The organism is Methanohalophilus mahii DSM 5219 (assembly GCF_000025865.1).
GTDB lineage: Archaea > Halobacteriota > Methanosarcinia > Methanosarcinales > Methanosarcinaceae > Methanohalophilus > Methanohalophilus mahii.
Genome location: NC_014002.1, coordinates 1298886 through 1318417 on the forward strand (window position 1 = coordinate 1298886; position 19532 = coordinate 1318417).

20 protein-coding genes and 1 pseudogene are annotated in these 19532 nt (G+C 38.9%); 8 read left to right on the top strand and 13 right to left on the bottom strand.

Annotated elements, in window-relative coordinates; genetic code table 11:
* Positions 1-122: 122 nt before the first annotated feature.
* The 5 genes from MMAH_RS06410 to MMAH_RS06430 form a co-directional block, all read right to left on the bottom strand.
* Positions 123-851, bottom strand: coding sequence for a (Fe-S)-binding protein (locus tag MMAH_RS06410; RefSeq protein ID WP_245526266.1), 729 nt, complete (start codon positions 849-851; stop codon positions 123-125).
* A 772-nt stretch (positions 852-1623) separates the two neighbouring features.
* Positions 1624-2163, bottom strand: coding sequence for a permease (locus MMAH_RS06415; protein WP_013037733.1), 540 nt, complete (start codon positions 2161-2163; stop codon positions 1624-1626).
* The gene (locus tag MMAH_RS06420) at positions 2160-2642 is read right to left on the bottom strand and encodes a permease (protein ID WP_013037734.1); all 483 of its coding nucleotides are present in this window, start codon (positions 2640-2642) and stop codon (positions 2160-2162) included. The genes MMAH_RS06415 and MMAH_RS06420 overlap by 4 nt, the downstream gene beginning before the upstream one ends.
* Positions 2643-2646: 4 nt before the next feature.
* Positions 2647-2958 (bottom strand): cupin domain-containing protein, encoded by a 312-nt coding sequence (locus MMAH_RS06425; RefSeq protein WP_013037735.1) that lies wholly within the window; start codon positions 2956-2958, stop codon positions 2647-2649.
* Complete coding sequence (locus MMAH_RS06430; protein ID WP_013037736.1) at positions 2945-3337, bottom strand: PadR family transcriptional regulator; 393 nt, start codon at positions 3335-3337, stop codon at positions 2945-2947. The genes MMAH_RS06425 and MMAH_RS06430 overlap by 14 nt, the downstream gene beginning before the upstream one ends.
* Before the next feature lie 426 nt (positions 3338-3763).
* On the opposite strand from MMAH_RS06430, the gene MMAH_RS06440 reads away from it, so the two are divergent.
* The 3 genes from MMAH_RS06440 (at position 3764) to MMAH_RS06450 (ending at position 7552) form a co-directional block, all read left to right on the top strand.
* Positions 3764-5965 carry a carboxypeptidase regulatory-like domain-containing protein gene (locus tag MMAH_RS06440; RefSeq protein ID WP_245526267.1) on the top strand — a complete coding sequence of 734 codons (2202 nt, stop codon included), beginning with the start codon at positions 3764-3766 and terminating at the stop codon, positions 5963-5965.
* 448 nt (positions 5966-6413) lie between these two features.
* A complete protein-coding gene (locus MMAH_RS06445; protein WP_013037738.1) occupies positions 6414-6815 on the top strand; it encodes an ArsR/SmtB family transcription factor in 402 nt (133 codons plus the stop codon).
* A complete protein-coding gene (locus MMAH_RS06450; RefSeq protein WP_013037739.1) occupies positions 6815-7552 on the top strand; it encodes a DUF169 domain-containing protein in 738 nt (245 codons plus the stop codon). Before MMAH_RS06445 ends, MMAH_RS06450 begins: the two co-directional genes overlap by 1 nt.
* Positions 7553-7780: 228 nt before the next feature.
* Here MMAH_RS06450 and MMAH_RS10495 read toward each other — a convergent pair whose 3' ends face one another.
* Positions 7781-7987, bottom strand: a complete 207-nt coding sequence (locus MMAH_RS10495; RefSeq protein WP_157198705.1) for a hypothetical protein — start codon at positions 7985-7987, stop codon at positions 7781-7783.
* Between the two features lie 73 nt (positions 7988-8060).
* On the opposite strand from MMAH_RS10495, the pseudogene MMAH_RS10855 reads away from it, so the two are divergent.
* The 3 genes and pseudogenes from MMAH_RS10855 to MMAH_RS06460 all read left to right on the top strand — a co-directional run.
* Positions 8061-8282, top strand: a pseudogene (locus tag MMAH_RS10855) (ArsR/SmtB family transcription factor); the annotation flags it as partial.
* 30 nt (positions 8283-8312) lie between these two features.
* A complete protein-coding gene (gene arsM / locus MMAH_RS06455; protein WP_048902276.1) occupies positions 8313-9107 on the top strand; it encodes an arsenite methyltransferase in 795 nt (264 codons plus the stop codon).
* 465 nt (positions 9108-9572) lie between these two features.
* Positions 9573-10319: a redoxin domain-containing protein gene (locus MMAH_RS06460; RefSeq protein WP_013037742.1), complete on the top strand. Its 747-nt coding sequence runs from the start codon at positions 9573-9575 to the stop codon at positions 10317-10319.
* A 348-nt stretch (positions 10320-10667) separates the two neighbouring features.
* Here the strand turns inward: MMAH_RS06460 and MMAH_RS06465 are convergent, their stop codons facing one another.
* The 7 genes from MMAH_RS06465 to MMAH_RS06495 all read right to left on the bottom strand — a co-directional run bounded on the left by MMAH_RS06465 (position 10668) and on the right by MMAH_RS06495 (position 17120).
* A complete protein-coding gene (locus tag MMAH_RS06465; protein WP_013037743.1) occupies positions 10668-11204 on the bottom strand; it encodes a c-type cytochrome in 537 nt (178 codons plus the stop codon).
* Positions 11205-11219: 15 nt separating this feature from the next.
* Positions 11220-11456: an SHOCT domain-containing protein gene (locus MMAH_RS06470; protein ID WP_013037744.1), complete on the bottom strand. Its 237-nt coding sequence runs from the start codon at positions 11454-11456 to the stop codon at positions 11220-11222.
* Between the two features lie 771 nt (positions 11457-12227).
* Positions 12228-12713, bottom strand: coding sequence for a class I SAM-dependent methyltransferase (locus tag MMAH_RS06475; RefSeq protein ID WP_013037745.1), 486 nt, complete (start codon positions 12711-12713; stop codon positions 12228-12230).
* Positions 12714-12784: 71 nt separating this feature from the next.
* Positions 12785-14056, bottom strand: a complete 1272-nt coding sequence (locus tag MMAH_RS06480) for a multiheme c-type cytochrome (RefSeq protein ID WP_013037746.1) — start codon at positions 14054-14056, stop codon at positions 12785-12787.
* 470 nt (positions 14057-14526) lie between these two features.
* Complete coding sequence (locus MMAH_RS06490) at positions 14527-15486, bottom strand: 2-hydroxyacid dehydrogenase (protein ID WP_013037748.1); 960 nt, start codon at positions 15484-15486, stop codon at positions 14527-14529.
* Positions 15467-15673, bottom strand: a complete 207-nt coding sequence (locus MMAH_RS10360; protein WP_013037749.1) for a YHS domain-containing protein — start codon at positions 15671-15673, stop codon at positions 15467-15469. The genes MMAH_RS06490 and MMAH_RS10360 overlap by 20 nt, the downstream gene beginning before the upstream one ends.
* Positions 15674-15821: 148 nt before the next feature.
* The gene (locus MMAH_RS06495; protein WP_013037750.1) at positions 15822-17120 is read right to left on the bottom strand and encodes an APC family permease; all 1299 of its coding nucleotides are present in this window, start codon (positions 17118-17120) and stop codon (positions 15822-15824) included.
* A gap of 882 nt (positions 17121-18002) precedes the next feature.
* Here MMAH_RS06495 and MMAH_RS06500 point away from each other — a divergent pair.
* Positions 18003-19082, top strand: a complete 1080-nt coding sequence (locus MMAH_RS06500; RefSeq protein ID WP_013037751.1) for an SIR2 family protein — start codon at positions 18003-18005, stop codon at positions 19080-19082.
* A gap of 11 nt (positions 19083-19093) precedes the next feature.
* The gene (locus tag MMAH_RS06505; RefSeq protein ID WP_013037752.1) at positions 19094-19498 is read left to right on the top strand and encodes a hypothetical protein; all 405 of its coding nucleotides are present in this window, start codon (positions 19094-19096) and stop codon (positions 19496-19498) included.
* Positions 19499-19532 lie beyond the last annotated feature (34 nt).

The following is a 19532-nucleotide window of genomic DNA, read 5'->3' on the forward strand; positions in this document are numbered from 1 at the left end:
TTATACCTGGCAAACAGGTAAATGAAGAGAAATAGAAGGTAAATTTTACAGTAAATTTGAAAGTTCGGGAATAATCTAAAGTCCTCATACAGGTGTTCAGATTTACCGGTTTGACCAAATATTTATAGATATTCCATTAAGGTCTGCAAATGCTCCAGATTAATGGCATATTTTTGTTCAAATAAAGGCCTACATTTATCCAGTGTTGTTTCATTACCTGTCAATCGAATCGCAAAAGAATAGCAGCTTTGCTCACCACAAATACGACAATTCGTTCCTGGAAGATATTTATAGACTTCATTGTGATCTACTTGAATTTTTTCTCCAAAGGTAGATTTTATTCCCGTTTCAATGGCATCGTTAATGTCTTTTTTCAAGTCTTCAAGTATTTTTTTAGCTTCTTCAATACTCGATACCATTGTCATAGTTACATTTCCTGTGGAATATACAGTTATAATCTGGTTTTTCTTTTGAATAATCAATACACCAAGTTTTTCTGAATATCGGGCTCTTGGAAAAAGTGGCTCCAGTAACTCTAGTGCTCCCTCAAGTGGGGGTTTAAGTCGTGCAATTATTCGATATTTGCTTTTATCGGCTATGCAGGGGAGAAATTGCCTGACCTCCACAATATCTATGGGTTTACTTTTCGAAAGATCTTTCCTGGGACCAGTTGAAGTGTGTGTTTTTGACTCCAAAAAATGATTTCCAAAATCAGTCAGTTCAAACAATTTATCTTTTGCATCTACCAATCCTGCCTGCTGCAGGAGCTGCAAATGATAATCCAGCATCGCTGGACCTGTGATTTTTTGAATCTCTTCTTTGGATTTGCTGCCATCTTTCAGCAAACTCATTATTTTTCTTCTGGTAGCGTTTGACATGGCATTGCTCACCAGTTTCATCTCATCAGGGGATCCGGGCATAGTTATCATCTAAATATTTATGTGATCATCATAGGGAAAGTTATGAAATTGGTAATTTATGGATGCCAATGTTTCGATAAGATTGAATTTTTTTATGTTATCATTCATTCCGGGGATTCAAATATCCACATTAATTGGAACTGATTTGGTTTTTTCATTTGAGTTGGGTACTTTACTTCCACCGATATATTCGCAAATGCATATATATGAATGTTGTGATTTAACAGGCCTTATTCGAAAATCAGTGTATTTTTTGCTCTATAGAAATCCTCATTTGGATAATTATTGAAATTAAGCCTAAATACCACAAACAGTATAATAAGTCATATTAGATGGGATATTATTTTTTGTCAATTCTATAAATGAATATGCTCCTAAAACACTCATCGGCACAGCATCTAATATGAACAATCGAAAAGGTTTCCATTTAATTTGTCTGAACCTAAAAAAACTCTTGGTAGATTCCCCATCAACTGTATAATTGTCAGAACCAGGAATGCCATCGTTGTTCATATTGTCTTTGTCAATAGCGCAATAATAGCAATGTTCCGCCAAATCCTGCCACACATGGTATTGCAGCGGCGGCAAAGTAACCAACGAATGGTACTAAAAGAACAACCGGCCAAGCAATAAAATAACATCTTTCATCAATTGAATAGATGGCCATTTTATCGATCTTCCATTAAGACTCTGTACTACTTTATTAGCCAGATACTTTCTCAGTGGCCCTATCCATAACCCATTCGATGATAATTCCCATGAGACCAACGAATATAATTGTCAGTATCAATCTTGCCACCATGAATTCCAGTCCAAGGAATTGCAGCTCCACAAGTTCCTGGGGCATCTTGATGCATGCCCACGCTGAGAGAAAAACGACAATATTTGATATTCGGGCACCTTTGCTAAGCATTGCGGAAGCCATGGGAAAGGCGACGTAGAGGGGACCAGTCGGGAGGGAACCAAAAAACAGGGCTGTAAAGAAACCCCGCATTCCGGAACTGTGTCCAAGATGCTTGACCACCGCTTTGTCGGAAACGAAGACTGAGAACAGCCCCATGATCACCATCACAGCCGGCAATATGAGCATCATCTCGAGCAAGTAACTGGCAAAAACCGCGGTAACAGGGTCTCGTTTTTCGGGGTATGCAGAAAGTAAGGCAAATGTCAGCACCAATAAGGCCAGCAGAGATATCACATCAAGAGGAATTCTTATTTTTTGCTTTTTATTTTCCTGTTTCACAGTATAACCCCCATGATCAAAGCTATCATTATGGCAATGCAAAAACTGATCCCGTTCCTTAAAAGCGCCATCTTTCTGCCCATTTCCCTTATTTCAAGAGGTAGTGTGACCATGCCTACCATGGTGAGTGTTGTGATGAATACAGCGGCAACGGTCACAGTGGCTCCTGCATCAAGCAGTGATGCTGTTAAGGGAAAGGATATCAGGGCAGGAATGTGCAGGAAGGAACCTATGACTGCTACTATCAGGACACCATTGATACCGGACTGCTCGCCTATGAGCATTGATATCCGTGCAGGAGGTATGAATCCAAGCAACAATCCTATGAATACTATTATAGCAAGGATTGTCGGCATTATATGTATGAATGAGTTAGCGGCTTTGATGAGTGCCTCCTTTGTCCTCTCTCTGTCATGATGGTATGCATAGATCAGGCATATGAGTGCGAAAGCATTGATGAATAAGGAGGTATCGATCATTAGATCACATTTTTGATATCTGTATGCCAAGTATCGTCGCACCTTCTTCACTTTTCATAGAAAGGGTCGCAGGTCCTGTAACAAGGCACTTGCCTTCGCAAAGGTAATTTCTGACACCATCTACGGACACTTCTGCACTGCCCGCAACCACATAAAAAACAACATTTGATGCCATCCTACATGGCAGGATCTCATCTCGGGGAGAGAGTCCGATCCTTCTTATCTTAAATTCATCTGCCTGGTATAGCAGGTTCGATTTTGTTCCCTCTGCAGGCTGCATTCCTTTCATTTCATCTATTACATCAAATATCTTCACGGTTATCTCCTCTGAATTCCTGTTCATAGAATAAGAGAATCTTTTCCATCATCCTTTTCCGTTCCATGAGCATCTCAAGCCACTCCTTGAGATGTTTCCTTCCATCCCTGGTAACCTTATACATGCGCTTGTCAGGCCCTGTATCGCTTCTTTCCCAGAAGGATTCCAGCAGTCCCTCTTTTTCCATCCTGCGCAGGGTTGTATACATGGTACCTGATTTGATGATGTGCCTGCCTTCACTTAATTCCTCTATGGCTTTTACTATACCATAGCCATGAAGTGGCTCCTGGCATACTACCCGAAGGATAAGGAACTGGATCCATCTTCTTTCAGGATAATTGAGTTTGTTTTTGCAGTTGTGTCCGCCAGTTTCACACATGCTTTTACTATATAACAATGTTATCTATATATCGTTTATGGTGCTAAACTCTGCATTCCATAACCTTTCCTGTATTGACCAACTGTTGGATGGCAAAACTACAATGGAAGTGCTTGGTCATCTCTTTGAAGAGGAGAATGCACAGATAAACTGCTGCAATTGAAGAAAGGATCATGCTTGCTGTTTTTCCGGTGAGAAAACACCTGATAGTTTTGACTTTAAATTCCAGCCACATACCAACAGGAAAATGATGGAAGACCTGACAACTCTGAGATTTGATCACATATTTTTACGGCGTTAACAGTATATATTATGCCGATGACATATAATATAAGGTTAATTTATAATTGGCAAAATAAGGGAAAATGGTGAATGAAGCCAGATTGACTTATGCCTGAAAAGAAGAGGGGGGTAAAGAAATTGAAAGTGAACAAAATTGGAATATTAGTATTATTAATCGTAATTGCTATAATAGCTATAGCGGGTTGTGTCTCGGAAGAGCCAGAAACTGCTGATTCAAATGTTGAAACAGTTCAGGGGAAGATTGTGGATGTTAAAATGAATCCTGTGCCGGGTGCCCTCGTACAGGTGGAGGGACAAAATGTCGCCAATACCACGGCATCTGATGGGTCCTTCAAACTTACCAACGTCGAGGCCGGCTCAGTATATCTTTATGTAACTGCACCATCTGAGAAGTATCTGGACGGTGAAACTCTTGAGTCAATCCCTGTAGATTCGGGATCGACGGTTTCTGATGTCACAATCACTCTTACGGGCAGGCCGAGCAACAATTCTACCCATGTTGGCATGGAGACATGCCAGATGTGCCATGGCAGGGTATGGTCCGACATGTTCGAAACTTTTGATGGCACAGGGGATGCAGCGGCACATTCACGTTTTGTGGTTCAGGGCACCGACCAGATGATCTATCCCGACATGTGGCCCGAACCCGGTGACAAAGTGCTGCCCCGGGATCCCAATGGCGACCTTTTGATGGTGCAGGATCCGCAGGATGGTGAGGGCCTGGTGAACGTGGTTCTTTGCACACGTGATATTGAAGGAGAGCGGGAGTATCTGTTCAAATTCTATCCGGAAAGCGATACGAAGTTGACCGAGGATGATCTCGACTGCTCGGGGGCTGACGGGGACATATTCGCATGGAAGGATGAACAGGACAACGGAACTTACGACCCAGAGGAGAATCCCATTTTCATCCCTGTGGCAGCCACCATCGGCGGCCAGGGGAACTGGGGCGAGGGTTGGCTGGATCCCAATCATGAACAACCCGACCGTTATCCCAACTTCGGCGAAGGCAAACAACGTTACATGTGCCGGATGCAGGATGTGCCCTGGGTTCGCCAGTGGGCAAAAGATAACAACGTGACCAACTGGCTTGAGGAGGACTACACAGACTACATATCCTATATGCCCGTGTACCTCATGCAGGACGGTACCCCTGCAGATAGCGATGCTCTGGCCCCCAACGATGTAGCTGCACCCAAGTTCTGGCAGAAGAGCCCCAACCACTGGGCCTATCCTGCAAACACCATGTCACGCAACTGTGCCGGATGTCATGCCACAGGCGCAAAGATCGAGAAACAAGATTTCGACGATGCCCACGAACCGGGTGATACTAAACAGGTTGTCACGAACTTCGAGTTCAAAGACCTCGACATCACATGTGAGACATGCCACGGCCCCGGCTCCGAACATGCGGAAAGCGGAGATAAAAACAAAATTATCTCACCACAGTATCTGACGGCCAAGGCGGGCAATGAGCTGTGTGGCCAGTGCCACGGATCCCATGCGGGCAAGAGTGCTACCCCCGAAGGCATTCACAAATACCCATATAACGGCAGCTATGAAAATTCATTAGGTAATGGTTTCTTCGTGCCCGGCGTAAACGACATCGAAGACTTCTATTACAATTATGATCAACCCACTTCAGGTCTGCAGGATTATTCCGGCACCTGGACAGAGGGTACTTTCCACAGCTGGCCCGATCAGGCACATGCCCGTGCACACTCCCAGATGCTTTCTGAGATGCGCCGCTCGGTTCACTACGACAACCCGTACGAAAAGCTTACCTGCTTTACCTGCCACGACGCTCACACCTTGGGTGCTCCAGACCTTGAGGTGGACGGGGTCAAGTTCGAGGAAGCCGCTTACAACGACAACACACTGTGTCTGACCTGCCATGCAAGCCACGGGCCATTTGAGGAGATTGCAAAAGAAGACGTAATCAACATGTCCAGGGACGATGGGTTCCTGGCCCGTAACACTGTGGCTAGTGCGGTCTCCAGTCACATGGAAGAGAAGGCGAGTATGGGTGTTGCCCCCTATACCCCGACCAATGAGACTTCGCCGGCTGGCAGATGTACTTCATGCCACATGGCAAAGATCAGCAAACTTCAGGACGTGAATGATGACGCCCAGTGGCATCTGGCTCTTGATGCGGACGGTAAAAGTGCCGTAGCTGAGGGGAACGTGGGATCCCATGTGTTCGATGTGGTGTGGCCAGGCCAGAGCTCTGCACTGGTGCCGTTTGCCACACAGGATGCGGATGTAATGCCCAACTCGTGCGGTAACTGCCACGAATCTGCCCGTTTCAGCGGCGACGACGATTGATACAACAAAATACCATATTAGTGAGGTATATCCGGGAAATACCTCACTACCCTACTTTTTTGAATTTATTTTTTGAGTAACTAAAAAATGTAATCGTTTATCGGGCAGACAAGTCCGGAGTTCTTTTCTAATTTCTGCTCAGCTAATTGAGGAGCCTGTCTTTAGAGTTTGGATTTAAAGGTCACTCATTTTACAAATATTTGCACAGATGAAATCCCCATCACTACTCATCTTGATAAGATTTAGAATCAAAAACCTCTATGGCAATCGGATCGATACCATAAGACTGATTGCAGCAGGCTGGACCTTATGATGTAATTGAAATGAGGATTTGACTGCAGCATGAATATGGTAATTTTTCAAACAATTCTATTTGATATCACTTTCCGCATCCGTTCTGATCACACAAAAAGTATTAATACATGCATACATATATTCGAATATACGCATGTATCCAATTGAATTAGCAAATCCAAAAATAACAGGCAAATGGGAAGACTTCTTTAAAGTCCTCTCTGATGAGACCCGCTTGAGAATCCTCATGCTTTTGAATCAAAGAGAACTTTGCGTGTGCGAGATATGCCAGATACTGGACCTGCCCCAGCCCAAAGTCTCCCGTCATCTTGCAAAAATGAGAGATCTTGATATTGTAAGAGGCAAGAAGGAAGACCAATGGGTTTTTTACTATCTGAACATCGCAGATCCACTGTTCAAGGGGATCATCCAGCAGATGGCTGAAAATAGCCAACATCATCCTCTTGTTTGCAAAGATATGGAGCAGCTTGCTGAAAAAGAGAGTTCAGGAACAATGTGTGCACGAATTAAAGATAAAATAGGAGAGAATTCCTAATGGCAAATTTTGCAAAAGAACTTAAAGATATATTGAATCTTCAAAGAGCGCCGGTGGGAGTCAAATTCCTGAAAGCTGGAGAAGAGGTGGATTTTACAGGTACCTATGATGCCGCAACAAAATCCAGATATTGCCAGGCCCTTATGAGGGCCGGACAGGAGGAAAAAGTGTTGATAACTGCTGAAAACATATCCTGTCCTGCCTCTGCGGCTGGCTTTGGCCTGAAACCCCTGCCTGAAATGCTCTCTTCCGGAAAGATGCTGTTCAATATGGGTTTGTTCGATAGCCCTGATGCTGGCAGAAACGCCATGGAAGGAATGACCAGGCTTGAGCAAGGGAAATATGCAGCAGTTCTGCTAAGTCCTCTTGAGAACATCGAAGTAGAACCGGATATTGTTGTGATCGAAGCCTTGCCGGAACAGCTGATGTGGCTATCACTTGCATCCATATATGAAACTGGAAACCGATTGGAGTTCAATACAGCCGTATTTGAGGCAACATGTGTGGATTCTACCGTGATCCCCTTTGTGACAGGAAAACTAAATTCGAGTTTAGGTTGCTATGGATGCAGAGAAGCTACAGATGCACTCGATGAAGAAAATCTCATAGGCATACCCTACAAAGAGATGGAAAGAATCATCCCGAACCTTCAAAAACTTGCTGCGAAACCTATGAAAAAGGCAAGATCAAAAGAAGCATTGAAGTCGTTCAGCGGATGTGGATCTGACAGTGAATAATACTACTATAGAAGGAGGAATTGTATGAACGACCAACAGAACCCAATGGATTAGATGCCGATGATGTCAGGTGGAAAAATGCATGGCCACTATGGAAAGAAACAATGAGTAAATCCATTAAAAGGACGCAAACCTCAGTCTTTGGTTCTTGACTCTTATCAATGCCTGTTCGATATGAATCACTTCAATCTCCACTCCACTTCTTTTTGTTATCAGTGTACCCTCTGATTATCTGCAACAGTCGCATCCACCTTTTAGAGAGAGCAAGTTGCCTTTATTATATTCTTCAGACCAGCAATCTTCACAGATTTTTATAACTCCTAATTTCACATGATTTACCTTCAGAAGAGAGTTTTCTTCCTTTGAACATATTGCACATTTAAATCCCATTTTTAGACCTTCTGCTAATTGTTGTGAATTTGGTATCTCTAGCATATATCTAATTGTTTTCGGACAAAGTGATAATCCCAAAAACTTAAATATGCATAAATGCACATATGTACAAATGATGCTTCATGAAAAAGCTAAATTCTTCAAAGCATTGGGAGACCAAACGCGTCTTGCAATAATAGGATGCTTGCTAAAGCATGATCATTGTGCATGTGATTTTGCAACAATTACAGGCAAGGATCAAACCACTGTATCCCGGCATCTCAAGATACTTTGTGAAGCGGGCATACTGAAGTATGAAAAAGATGGCAGATATGTAATTTACAGCATAATGGATGATAATATGAAAGACAAACTTGAAAATTGCGGAATTGAAAAATTAGATTCATGCTGTTCTGATAATGCAGCAGATGCAGACGCTAAGAAAAACGTTGTAAAGGAAAAATACGGAAAAATTGCATTGGATGTTGTACAGGGGTGTGGATGTTGCGGAGATCTCACAAAGGAAGAGGTATCAACATCCATTGGCTACTCATTTGAAGATACACAATCATTCTCTGCAGCAAATCTGGGACTTGGATGTGGAAATCCAACGGCAATCGGTGAGATAAAAGAAGGCGATGTCGTTCTTGATCTTGGTTCAGGAGGAGGATTTGATAGTTTTATCGCTGCAAGGAAAGTGGGTAAAACCGGTAAAGTCATTGGCGTGGATATGACAGAAGATATGGTTGCAAAAGCAAGGAAGAATGCTGAGAAGTATGAATTGGATAATGTCGAATTCAGGCAGGGAGATATCGAATCTTTACCTGTTGAAGCGGATTCTGTTGATGTCATAATAAGCAACTGTGTAATCAATCTTGCACCTGACAAATCCAGGGTATTCAGGGAAGCATACCGTGTTCTCAAAAATGATGGGAGGATGTATGTTTCAGATATGGTTCTTCTGAATGACTTAACCCCCGAGCAAAGGAATGATGAAGATCTTATATGTGCCTGTATAGGGGGTGCATTGCTGAAAGATGATTATCTGGGGACTATAAAAGATGCCGGATTCACTGTCCAGATAATAGATGAAGACAAAGATATTAGTGAAAATCAGTACTCAGGGTATCCGGTTATGAGCCTCAAACTAAAGGCTTTTAAAGCAGAAGTCGGTAGAGCTTGATTGTGATATCCTGTATGTAATTTGTTTTAAAATGGAATGCCTCAATTGAGTATACTCTTCTGGCATTGCATTTTGGGGCAAATATTACTTCATTTATAGTTTCATTGAAAAAGATGCAATGGATAAACAGGATTTTATCAGAACTGAGAACTATGGTTTAAGGTTTAAACCAACAGGATAAAAGGTATTAACATTTGATTTTTACATCATGTTAAACAGAGTATTGCTATACAGAGGCAAGAACTTCTCATGGTTTTATATCTTGTTGTTGAAACTAAGAGAACTGGCATTCTATATTACTGGCAGGATGTGGTCAAATCATATTTCAAATGGCATATGATACGTTGATAATATTCGATGAAGAGATGATTGTGCCTCCTCTTATCTAAATATGATATTGCAAAAACATAAATATACAGCAGACAAACTGAATACAAGAAAGATTATGCAAACGGGGGGGTTATTGTGGAACAAAATGAATATATGAATACCAGAATTCCAATGATGGGCGAATTTGCTCCTTCTTTCAGGGCCCGTACCACACATGGGGAAGTGAATTTTCCAAAAGATTATGAAGGTAAATGGGTAATTTTTTTCAGCCACCCTGCAGATTTTACGCCTGTATGTACCACTGAATTTATTATGTTTGCAAAGATGGAGGCAGAATTGAGGCAGCTAAATACCGAACTTCTTGGTCTGTCAGTTGACAGTGTACAATCACACATTTCCTGGTTACGCTCTATAAAGGAAAAGGTGGAATTCAATGATATCTCGGGCATAGATGTGGAATTTCCTATAGTAGAAGACCAGGGGTTGTCAATAGTAAAAAAATATGGGATGCTCCAGCCTTCTGAGAACAAAAGGTATATGAGATATATTCAGGACATTCGGGCGAACAATGCAACTGATGAAAACGAAATCATAAATACCCAACCGGTTAGGGGAATATTCATAATCGACCCGGAGTCACGCATCCGCTATATGGCCTTTTATCCAATTTCCAATGGCAGAAACCTTGATGAAATAAAACGTAGCCTTCAGGCAATCCAGAAAACAGATTCGGAAAAAGTAGATACTCCTGTTAACTGGAATCCCGGCGATGACGTCATAGTACCTACTCCTCTTTCCTATGAAGATGCAAAGAAGCGCATGGAAGATAAGGAATTGAATTGTTCCGATTGGTACATTTGCCTTCAGAATGATAAAACCTGATTTTTGAGCAGTATTATCACGTTCTAATAGTGCGGGATCATAGGTAAGTCGATTTTATAGGATGCTTTCTAAAGTGGTTGCACAATTTTATTTAACTGATAAACCAAAGTTATTTGAACGATTCAAAAGTGTGAATAAAAGTAGTGAATAGGATTAGTACTTACAGTTGTTTAAATGCCCATTTATCTGAATGACTGAAATATTGTCATCGAAAATTGTCCTGAAGGGCAAGAGAGTGTTTTCTGGGCAAGTGTGGAAATCACAATAAGGTAGTCCCTAGATTCCATCACCGATAATTGTGGAAAATGAAAGCTTGGTATTGCAGAGCAAAAAATTAAATCATCTACTTTATAATGTTTTCAGGTACTCAATCAAATCATCCAGATCTTCATCCGTCATTCTCCATCTTGGCATAGTTGAGTCAAGTGGTTGTCCTTCAGGGTCTATGCCCTCTCTTATGACTATCTTGATTGTCTCATCTGTGTATGGTATATGTCCTACATGCTCTTCAGATGTCAAACTATCGTAGGTAATATCGGCTGGTACCACGTATCCCATCATTATGGGGGCTCCTCCTTTTCCATCCACTCCATGGCAGTTAACACAGCTGCTACCATGTACATAGACCCAGCGAGGACCAGCGGTCATACTTAATCTGTAGCCTGAATCGTTAAAGCCGGTATAATAAATCATTTCCCCATTTGACTCAAAGTCTGTTACTTGATACTGACCAGACATATAATCTCCCTGATATGTATCCATGGGATATTGGCCTGAACCTACAGGTGCATATCTGGCATTTGATTCTAAATAAACCAAATAGCCAATACCAACGGTTCCTACTATAACAAGCAATGCAGCAACCAGAAGAAAAGAAGTTTTCATGTTGTGTCCCTTCTTTCAAATAATGTCTTTTTTGATCTCCTCAAATTCCTCTTTAGTAATTTCTCCTTTAGCATATCTGATTTTAGCAACTTCAAGGGCGGAAGCTTCTTCTTTTGCTTCTTCACGATTTTTGTTCTGATCAGTGAACCATTTTATAACTATAATCGTGCCTACAATTATAAATATCCAGAATAAAAGTCCAAGTAGCATATGGCCGTAGCCAAAACCATAGTAACCCATATATCCATCCATTGTACCACTCCCTAAAACTATAATCATCAGTCACTTTAAGTTAATGCTAATGATTATGTTGATTTTGATACTGCATATAGGTTTTGGGTGTTGTAAAGGACTTGTTAATATGTTATATTAAATATTACAAGTCTATAGTTTCAAGTTGAAATCATTTAAGTGAACTAAATTTTAAATATTACTATAAGTTCATTCAGAACAAAATAGTATTATTCGAATTTATCTTTGATATCTAGGAAGGAAAGCACACCCATAATCAAATTTGCTACCACTGCAAGGAAATGATAGATATTTTTGAATGAGTTTAAAACAAAACCTTTTCAAGTACATTGATTGGACAAATTAACAAAGGTGTATCGAAAGGATGAAAAGATTTCTTTCCTCAAAAGATTTTTATAATCATGTTTCTACGTGTACTACTATTATTTGACTCATTGAAAGTTGGTTTAATTCTTAATATATATCTCGTCCATATTAAAAAGACGTGGAAAATATAAAAAAACTATTGAGGATGTTAAGGATAAGCTGGATGATATCTGATGATCTAACCTTAATTCTACAACTTAAAGCTGACTACCGCATCTGATTTATCTGAGCCAGTATTATCTTAGTCTTTTATTCCCACAGATTAGTAAACAAATCCTCCATACATTTTTCTCAGTGAAGATTTTTGGAAATACCTTTCAACAGATTTCCACAAATGCCTATGCTGAAGTTCTTCCCTGACACCAAAAGGCTTAGTAACTACTATCAACAAGGGTGCAAGATGTCTCATGTAATCATCCGGCATTTTGAAATCAAGAATTGCAATTCTACCACTTTGCTCAGAGATTCGCTGCAATTCCTTATCACCTTGTCATAGTCTGGAGATAGTGTCAATGCAAATGTTGAGAAGACTGCACCAACACCTTTTGGGATATTGTATTGAGAAACATCACAATGAACTAACTCAACATTTTCCCAGTTATTTTTCTTGACCCACTTCTCTGCCTTTTCGAGCATTTTATCAGTAATGTCCACTCCTATTATCTTGCCCTCTTTTCCAATCTTTTGTTGCAGCAATGGAAAATTGAGACCTGTGCCACAGCCCAATTCTACGACTGTATCACCTTTCTTGATATCAAGGGAGTCAATTGTGAGAACTCTATAATGATGTAATCTAAAACCAATCAAATAATACAGGCAAGCGCTAATATCATAATTCTTTGCTCTTTTCCTGTATAGGTCTGCAACCTCTTTTGGACTTAAAACTGGCAAATTATCCCCATCGGCATTGATATACTTTATATTGCTTTAATTGGAATTCAAAAACAGATTTACACGTCAAATTACTCTTTTCTAAATATATAACCTATGAACAGCATCGTAGCTGCAATAATCACTCCGAGTCCAGGCGTTTCTTCAGGAGGTGGTGAAACAGGTGTTTCCTCCTTCACGTTATGGTCCACTACAAAAGGTGTTGTTTGAGCGGCCCATTCTTTATCTTTGTCTATATGGCAAGAAATGCAAGAATACTCCAGTGTGATGTATGGATTTGCATACTCATTTCCATCTTCTACATCAACATAAATAAACCTGGCATTCACACTTGTATTGATCCTAAAGAGGTGTGAACTTATATCTGCTTTATAGGGGGATGTATTGACCGCAGATTTGACGTTCTTTGGCATGTGGCAGTCCACACACTCCACTCCTGCACTTCCCATAATCGACTCTTCGTATATTTGTGCAGCTGTTGGATGGCAGTCCCCACAATGGGTGATAATCCCAAATTCATCTATCTGATTAGTAGCACCCTCATGAACAGGCTTGTGCGGGTCATGACAAACAACACAGTTTAGATCTGACATGTTTCCCGATGCCAGCAATTCCTGGTATTGTTCATTGTGTCTGACGAATCCATCACTTGCAGGAATCTTGTTATCTTCAGCTCCACGTCTGTGACATTGACCACAGAACGAAGCATTTTCATTTACAGTAATTGCAACACCTCTAATCCCCTTTTCTGCTACATGCTCACTACCAGCTCCATGGCACGCTTCACATTGAATTCCACTGAATTCCCATGAACCATTTATTCCAGGAAGGTTTTCCATTCTTTCATCATAGGATGCTCCGGTGGTATGACAATTCTGACAATCATATTCCAGAACCTCTCCTGCATGATAATCCACCCATTCTTCAGTCTCAATGTTATATTGGTTCGAACCATTGATTTCTAGATTATCTCCGGTTTTTGTTATGATGTATCCGTGGTTGCTGATGTATCTGGATTTCCACCCCCATCCACCGATAACATAGAGTACATCATCTTTTTCATAGCCTTCAGGCATTGGTAGGTCAGACCTAATTTCAAGAGCTTCATCCGGTGTCATGAGAATGTTTTTGTGACCTGATAAGTTCCAATATTCATAAATTTCTGAATGGCAGATCTCGCACTCGTCTGCTCCAATATATGTGGCACCTTCTACAGGCATAACTACTGGTTTTTTTTGGTCGCCTATTACATAGGTTTCTGCTGTTACTGATACGGAAAGAATAATGATGACCATAAATGTTGTCAGAATCACTGTTAATAATCTGTACTTATTAACTTTCATTTAATTTCCCACTCACATTTTGTTTCTGAGTTTCTCTTTGTCCTTATCTTTGGAACTTCAATTCAGAGAGCTTTCAATTGGGATAAATGAGATGATGAATTATAATTCCAATCAACAATACTAGACAAGCAAATATGTAAATTACACCATAAATTTTTCTTTTTCTCGGATCATTTACAGTTCTTTGATACATTTTCATGACTGAATTCCAATGCAGATATATGTGAACTAAAATTAAACCAAACAATACCAAACCCAAATAGAGATGGATGTCTCCAAATAAATGCATTTTAAGTAGTAGAGAAAGCCCGATTCCAACTAATAACATGAGATCTAAGAACATCAAAGTCTCGATCAGAAAATTAAATGTTAGCTTTTTCATAGATTCTTCCCACGGACTTGAAAATTCTTTTATCTTAAATTTAAAATGGCTGTAATGAATTTATGCTCATACTATAGGGTAATTTTATTTATTTGCCTAGAACTTCTGGATTTACAATGTTCTGAGGTTCACCTTCCACAAATTTCTCCACATTTTCTATACAGATATATGTACACTCCTCAAGTGATTCTTCTGAAAGGAATGCTATATGGGGTGTGAGGACAACATTATCCAGTTCCATAAGAGCACTATCTTCTGGAAGTGGTTCGTTTTCAAAAACATCAAGTCCTGACCCTCTGATTTTTCTTTCTTGAAGCGTTTTTATCAATGCAGCCTCATCGACTACTTTTCCCCTTGATGTATTTATAAGGATTGAAGATGATTTCATTTTTGCAAGTTCTGCCTCTCCAATCATTTTTTCTGTATCAGGCGTGAGTGGGACATGTAAGGTAACAATATCAGATTCTGAAAGTAAGGTATCAAGGTCCACTAATTTGACTCCTAATCTCAGTTCTTTTTGTGGATTAGGATGAGCAGTTGTGGAAATTACATTCATATTAAACCCATGGGCAATCTGTATCACCCTTATACCTATGTTTCCGGTCCCGATTACTCCGATCGTCTTACCCATTAACTGGTTGCCTACATAATCGCGCCAATCGAACATTCCTTTGCGTATTTTACTATCAGCTATATGCACTCTTCTGAACAAATTAAGAGCAAAAGCAAAAACCATCTCTGCCACCGAATCGAAGGCGTAGCCAGACACATTTGATACTATCACTTTATTTTCAGTTGCTGAATCAAGATCTATGTGGTCATATCCAGTCTGCCAGACGGAAATCATCTTGAGATTTTTGGCATGAAGAAAAGCTTCATTTGAAAATCCATACCTTCCAATCAGGATGATGTCTGCATCTTTTATCCTTTCAATAAATTCATCCAATGAAGAAGGCATTGTATCGAAAATACGTAACTGACCAATTACCTCCAGTTTTTTTCGATATTCTTCAGGAAGGTATATTGGGTCAGCAACGACAATTTTCATTATTTTCCTCCTGAATAAAATTCAATATATTTTTCTGGATCTTCATCGAATTTTTTTTGCATGAAAGGGAACAAAAGTGGTATTTTTCTCCTTTATATTCACTCTTGAACTTTGCAGCCATTTCATCAATTTCCATTTTGCATACAGGATCTATAACTGCCATCAATCTCGGGTCTATAATTCCCATGATATCACCACTTCCCTTTTTAAATATGCACATTGTATTGCTATTAAACTTTTGCTTCTGAAGATATGTTCTCAAAAAATGATTATAAACATTGATTTTTTAGAATACTCAATTTGGTCAACAAATCCGCTCCTGTGCCAATCTATTATTACTCATCTATATTGGGTCTTGACCCTATGAACCATTTTACACCAATAAAGATGAGTACTATAAGGATCAGGGATATGGCAACTAAAAACATATCTGTGGATGCTTTTGTCACCAGAAGAGCACCAAGGACAACTGCATCAAGAATGATTGCTGTGGCCACAATATATGGGTTTACATTAATTTCTTCACGCATATGGCGCAGAAGTCCCCAATGTATGATAATGTCCATTAATAGATAAAAGATAGCACCAAGAGAGGCTATCCTGCTTAGATCAAAAAATATCGTCAACAATATGGCGACAACAACTGTGTATACAAGAGTGTGATTTTGGATATTTCCTGGCATACCAAAGTGTCTGTGTGGTATTATCTTCATGTCCGTTAACATTGCAAGCATACGGGAGACCGCAAAAATGCTTGCAATTATACCGGAAAGGGTTGCAATGATCGCTAATGCGACTGTGAACCATAATCCATAATTACCAAAAAAGGGCTTTGCTGCCTCTGCCAGTGCAAAATCCCTTGCCTCGATAATCTCAGGCAGGGTAAGACTTCCTACAACTGCAAATGATACTAAAAGATAAACAATAGCACAGATCGTTATAGAAATGATTATTGCTCTGCTCACATTGCGATGAGGGTCCACGATCTCTGAGCCGCTGTTGGTAATAGTTGTAAAACCCTTGTATGCAAGCACTGACAATGCTATGGCTGCGAGATAGCCACCTGTGGCATTATCAATTGTACCTGTGGATGCACTTGTAAAAGAAAAATCAGCAACCCATAGTCCAACGATCCCAAATATGGAGATCGCAGCTATTTTGATCAAAGCCATAAAAAATGAAAATTTTTCTATTACCACGTTACCAGATATATTGATTGCAAAAGCGAATATGAGTAATCCTACACCTAAGATCGGTACAAGAAAGCTTCCCTGGTTGATATCGAATAATTGCAGTGTATATGTTCCAAAAGTTCGGGCAACAAGACTTTCATTAATCACCATTGAAAAAGCCATTAGCAACGCGCTAAATCCGGTAATTACTCCTTTTCCATATGCCTTTTCCAGATACATGGCAATTCCTCCTGCGGAAGGGTAGGCATTGGAAAATTTTATGTAAGAATATGCGCTGAAAGCCGTCACAATTGCGCCTATAAAAAATATAAGGGGAAATAATGTTCCAGCCAACTCTGCTATTTGTCCCAGCAATGCGAATATACCCGCACCGATCATTACTCCGGTGCCTAAAGATACAGCACCAGTAAGTGTCAAACTTTCTGGTTTATATCGATTCATTTTTGTATCTCACAGAAATCCAAATTGATTATTGTTTTTCCATCTATAAATGAAAAGGTTTTAATCAATCTTTAATGTTTTCGCATTAAGAGAAAATACCGCTGTGCTTAAACTCATAAGAATTGCTTCAGAAGCGGGGTGTAGTAATATTCCATACCTTCAAATAAGATACCTTCTACCAAAGGAATTGTAAAAGTATTATAACTAGTTGCCTAAAGAATTTTCTAATACATTTCCAAAGATGATTTTTTTTCTTTTTATATCTTACATCAATAAGGTCTAATGCTTTTAATTTTCATTTAATAAAACAGTATTATCCTTTTAATTATATCTTTGATACATCAAATTTCAGTCAAAGGAGAAATTGATGCAGATACCCATGTTGATGTTTATTAATAAAATTCTTATAGTTTTATATAATTAGTTATAATAGACCTTAAACATATATTCCATTAATAATTTCAGGGGTTGCATTTTTCTACCCTACCTATAACCCGATTGGTTGGTGCGGGGTTATAGGTAGGATAGAAAAATACAACCCTATGAAATTATTAATATTTATAGTTATTACTTAGAAATTATTATAAACATTATATGTAACACATATATTTTATATTCAGGTATAAATCTTGAATATCTTTTTAACTTAAACCTTTTTATACTTACTTTCTATTCATTAATAGGAAATTATTTAGTGAATAATAAAAATAGAATCATTACGATTGAAATTATTGTAAGTATATTATTTTGTCTTATTTATTTTATTTAATATTAGTAATTCTGCTAGGGGATTTGTATACAAAAGTAATAGAAATGGGGTATGAGCCTAAATAAAGGTATTTTATTGGAGTATTTAACAAAAAACAAGTAGAGTTGATATATATGTTTACTGAAACGAATCAAAGCATCAATTGGGATAATGAACAAGTTGTCTTTTTCTTTGGGGCTGGTGCGTCCAAACCTGAGGGAGGCATACTTACTACACAATTATTGGAAGAATCATTTAAATCGTCCAGCAATGACGAGAAAGTGAGTATGGTTAAAAAATATCTAAAAGATATCTACCATTATGAATGGAATAATCCAAATATTCCTACTTTTGAAGAAATTCTTGGACCAATTGACATTGCATTACAGAAGCAGGAAAATATATCATCTGAGTGGGATATAAAAAAACTTAGTTGTCTCCGAGATAATTTGATTTATTGTATATGTGATATACTAAACAAGAAGTTGAAATTTCCAAAAGGAATACACAGAGATTTTGTAAATAATTTGTTATCTATACAATCTGATATGTGGAAAAAATGTAGCTTTGTAAGTCTGAACTATGACATTTTACTAGACAATGCATTGATGAAATATAGCAACAGAACCCCTTTTAATATTGATATTGAATATGGAATAAGATTTCGAAATGTAACATATAGAGAAGGTGAAATGCAAGATAATAACAATCGGCATATTCCAAGTAAAAAAACCGTTCCTTTATTGAAATTACATGGAAGTCTGAATTGGATATATTGTCCAACATGTAATTCAATAAAATTAACACCTAGAAAAAAGGGTGTCATGAACATATATACTAAATCTGAACCTTGCGACTCTGATTTTTGTAAAGAAACTTCAATGCAAAGACCAATAGTTGTACCACCTACTTTTACAAAATCGTATGAAAATCCTTTTCTAGTATCCATTTGGTTTCAAGCTGAAAACGTACTTCAAAAAGCTACACGAGTATATTTTATTGGATATTCGATGCCTGAATCTGATATACATATTCAATACCTATTGAAGAAATCCTTGTTTAGGCAAGACGGAAATTCTCCAAGAATTATAATTATCAATCCAGAGACTAAAAACGGAGATCTCCATAATAGATATAGAAGACTATTCGGTGAAGTGGAATATTATCCAATAGGGTTTGAACATTTTGCACATAACTTAACTAATTATTTATAAAGGTGAGATGCATGGTTCAAGATGAGGACTCAGGGAGAGCCGGTAATAATTTTGGTCATCTTATGGCCAAATATGCAGCAAAAAACTTTGGTGTGAAATTACTCGATAACGGAAATAATAGCAATGAAACTATACTTGATGGCCAAAAAGTTGTCATAAAGAGTGCCCATAAAAGTAATAATAGGATAGGTATCCCACATAATGTCTTAGACAGAGTTGACAATGTGATTGCGATACTTGAGGACAAAACAAGCCCGGTTAATGGTATTCACAAATATTCAATTTATAAAATTGATTCCAAATGGTTTAAATCAGAAATGAAACCGGATTATAAAAGAGATAATGTAGGACATCTTGGAGGTGGGAAAATTAGAAAATATGGCCCGAAAATTGGTGTTTTGTCTTGTGATTTTTGAATCGGTTGTGATGGATAATTTTCCCGATTAGTGG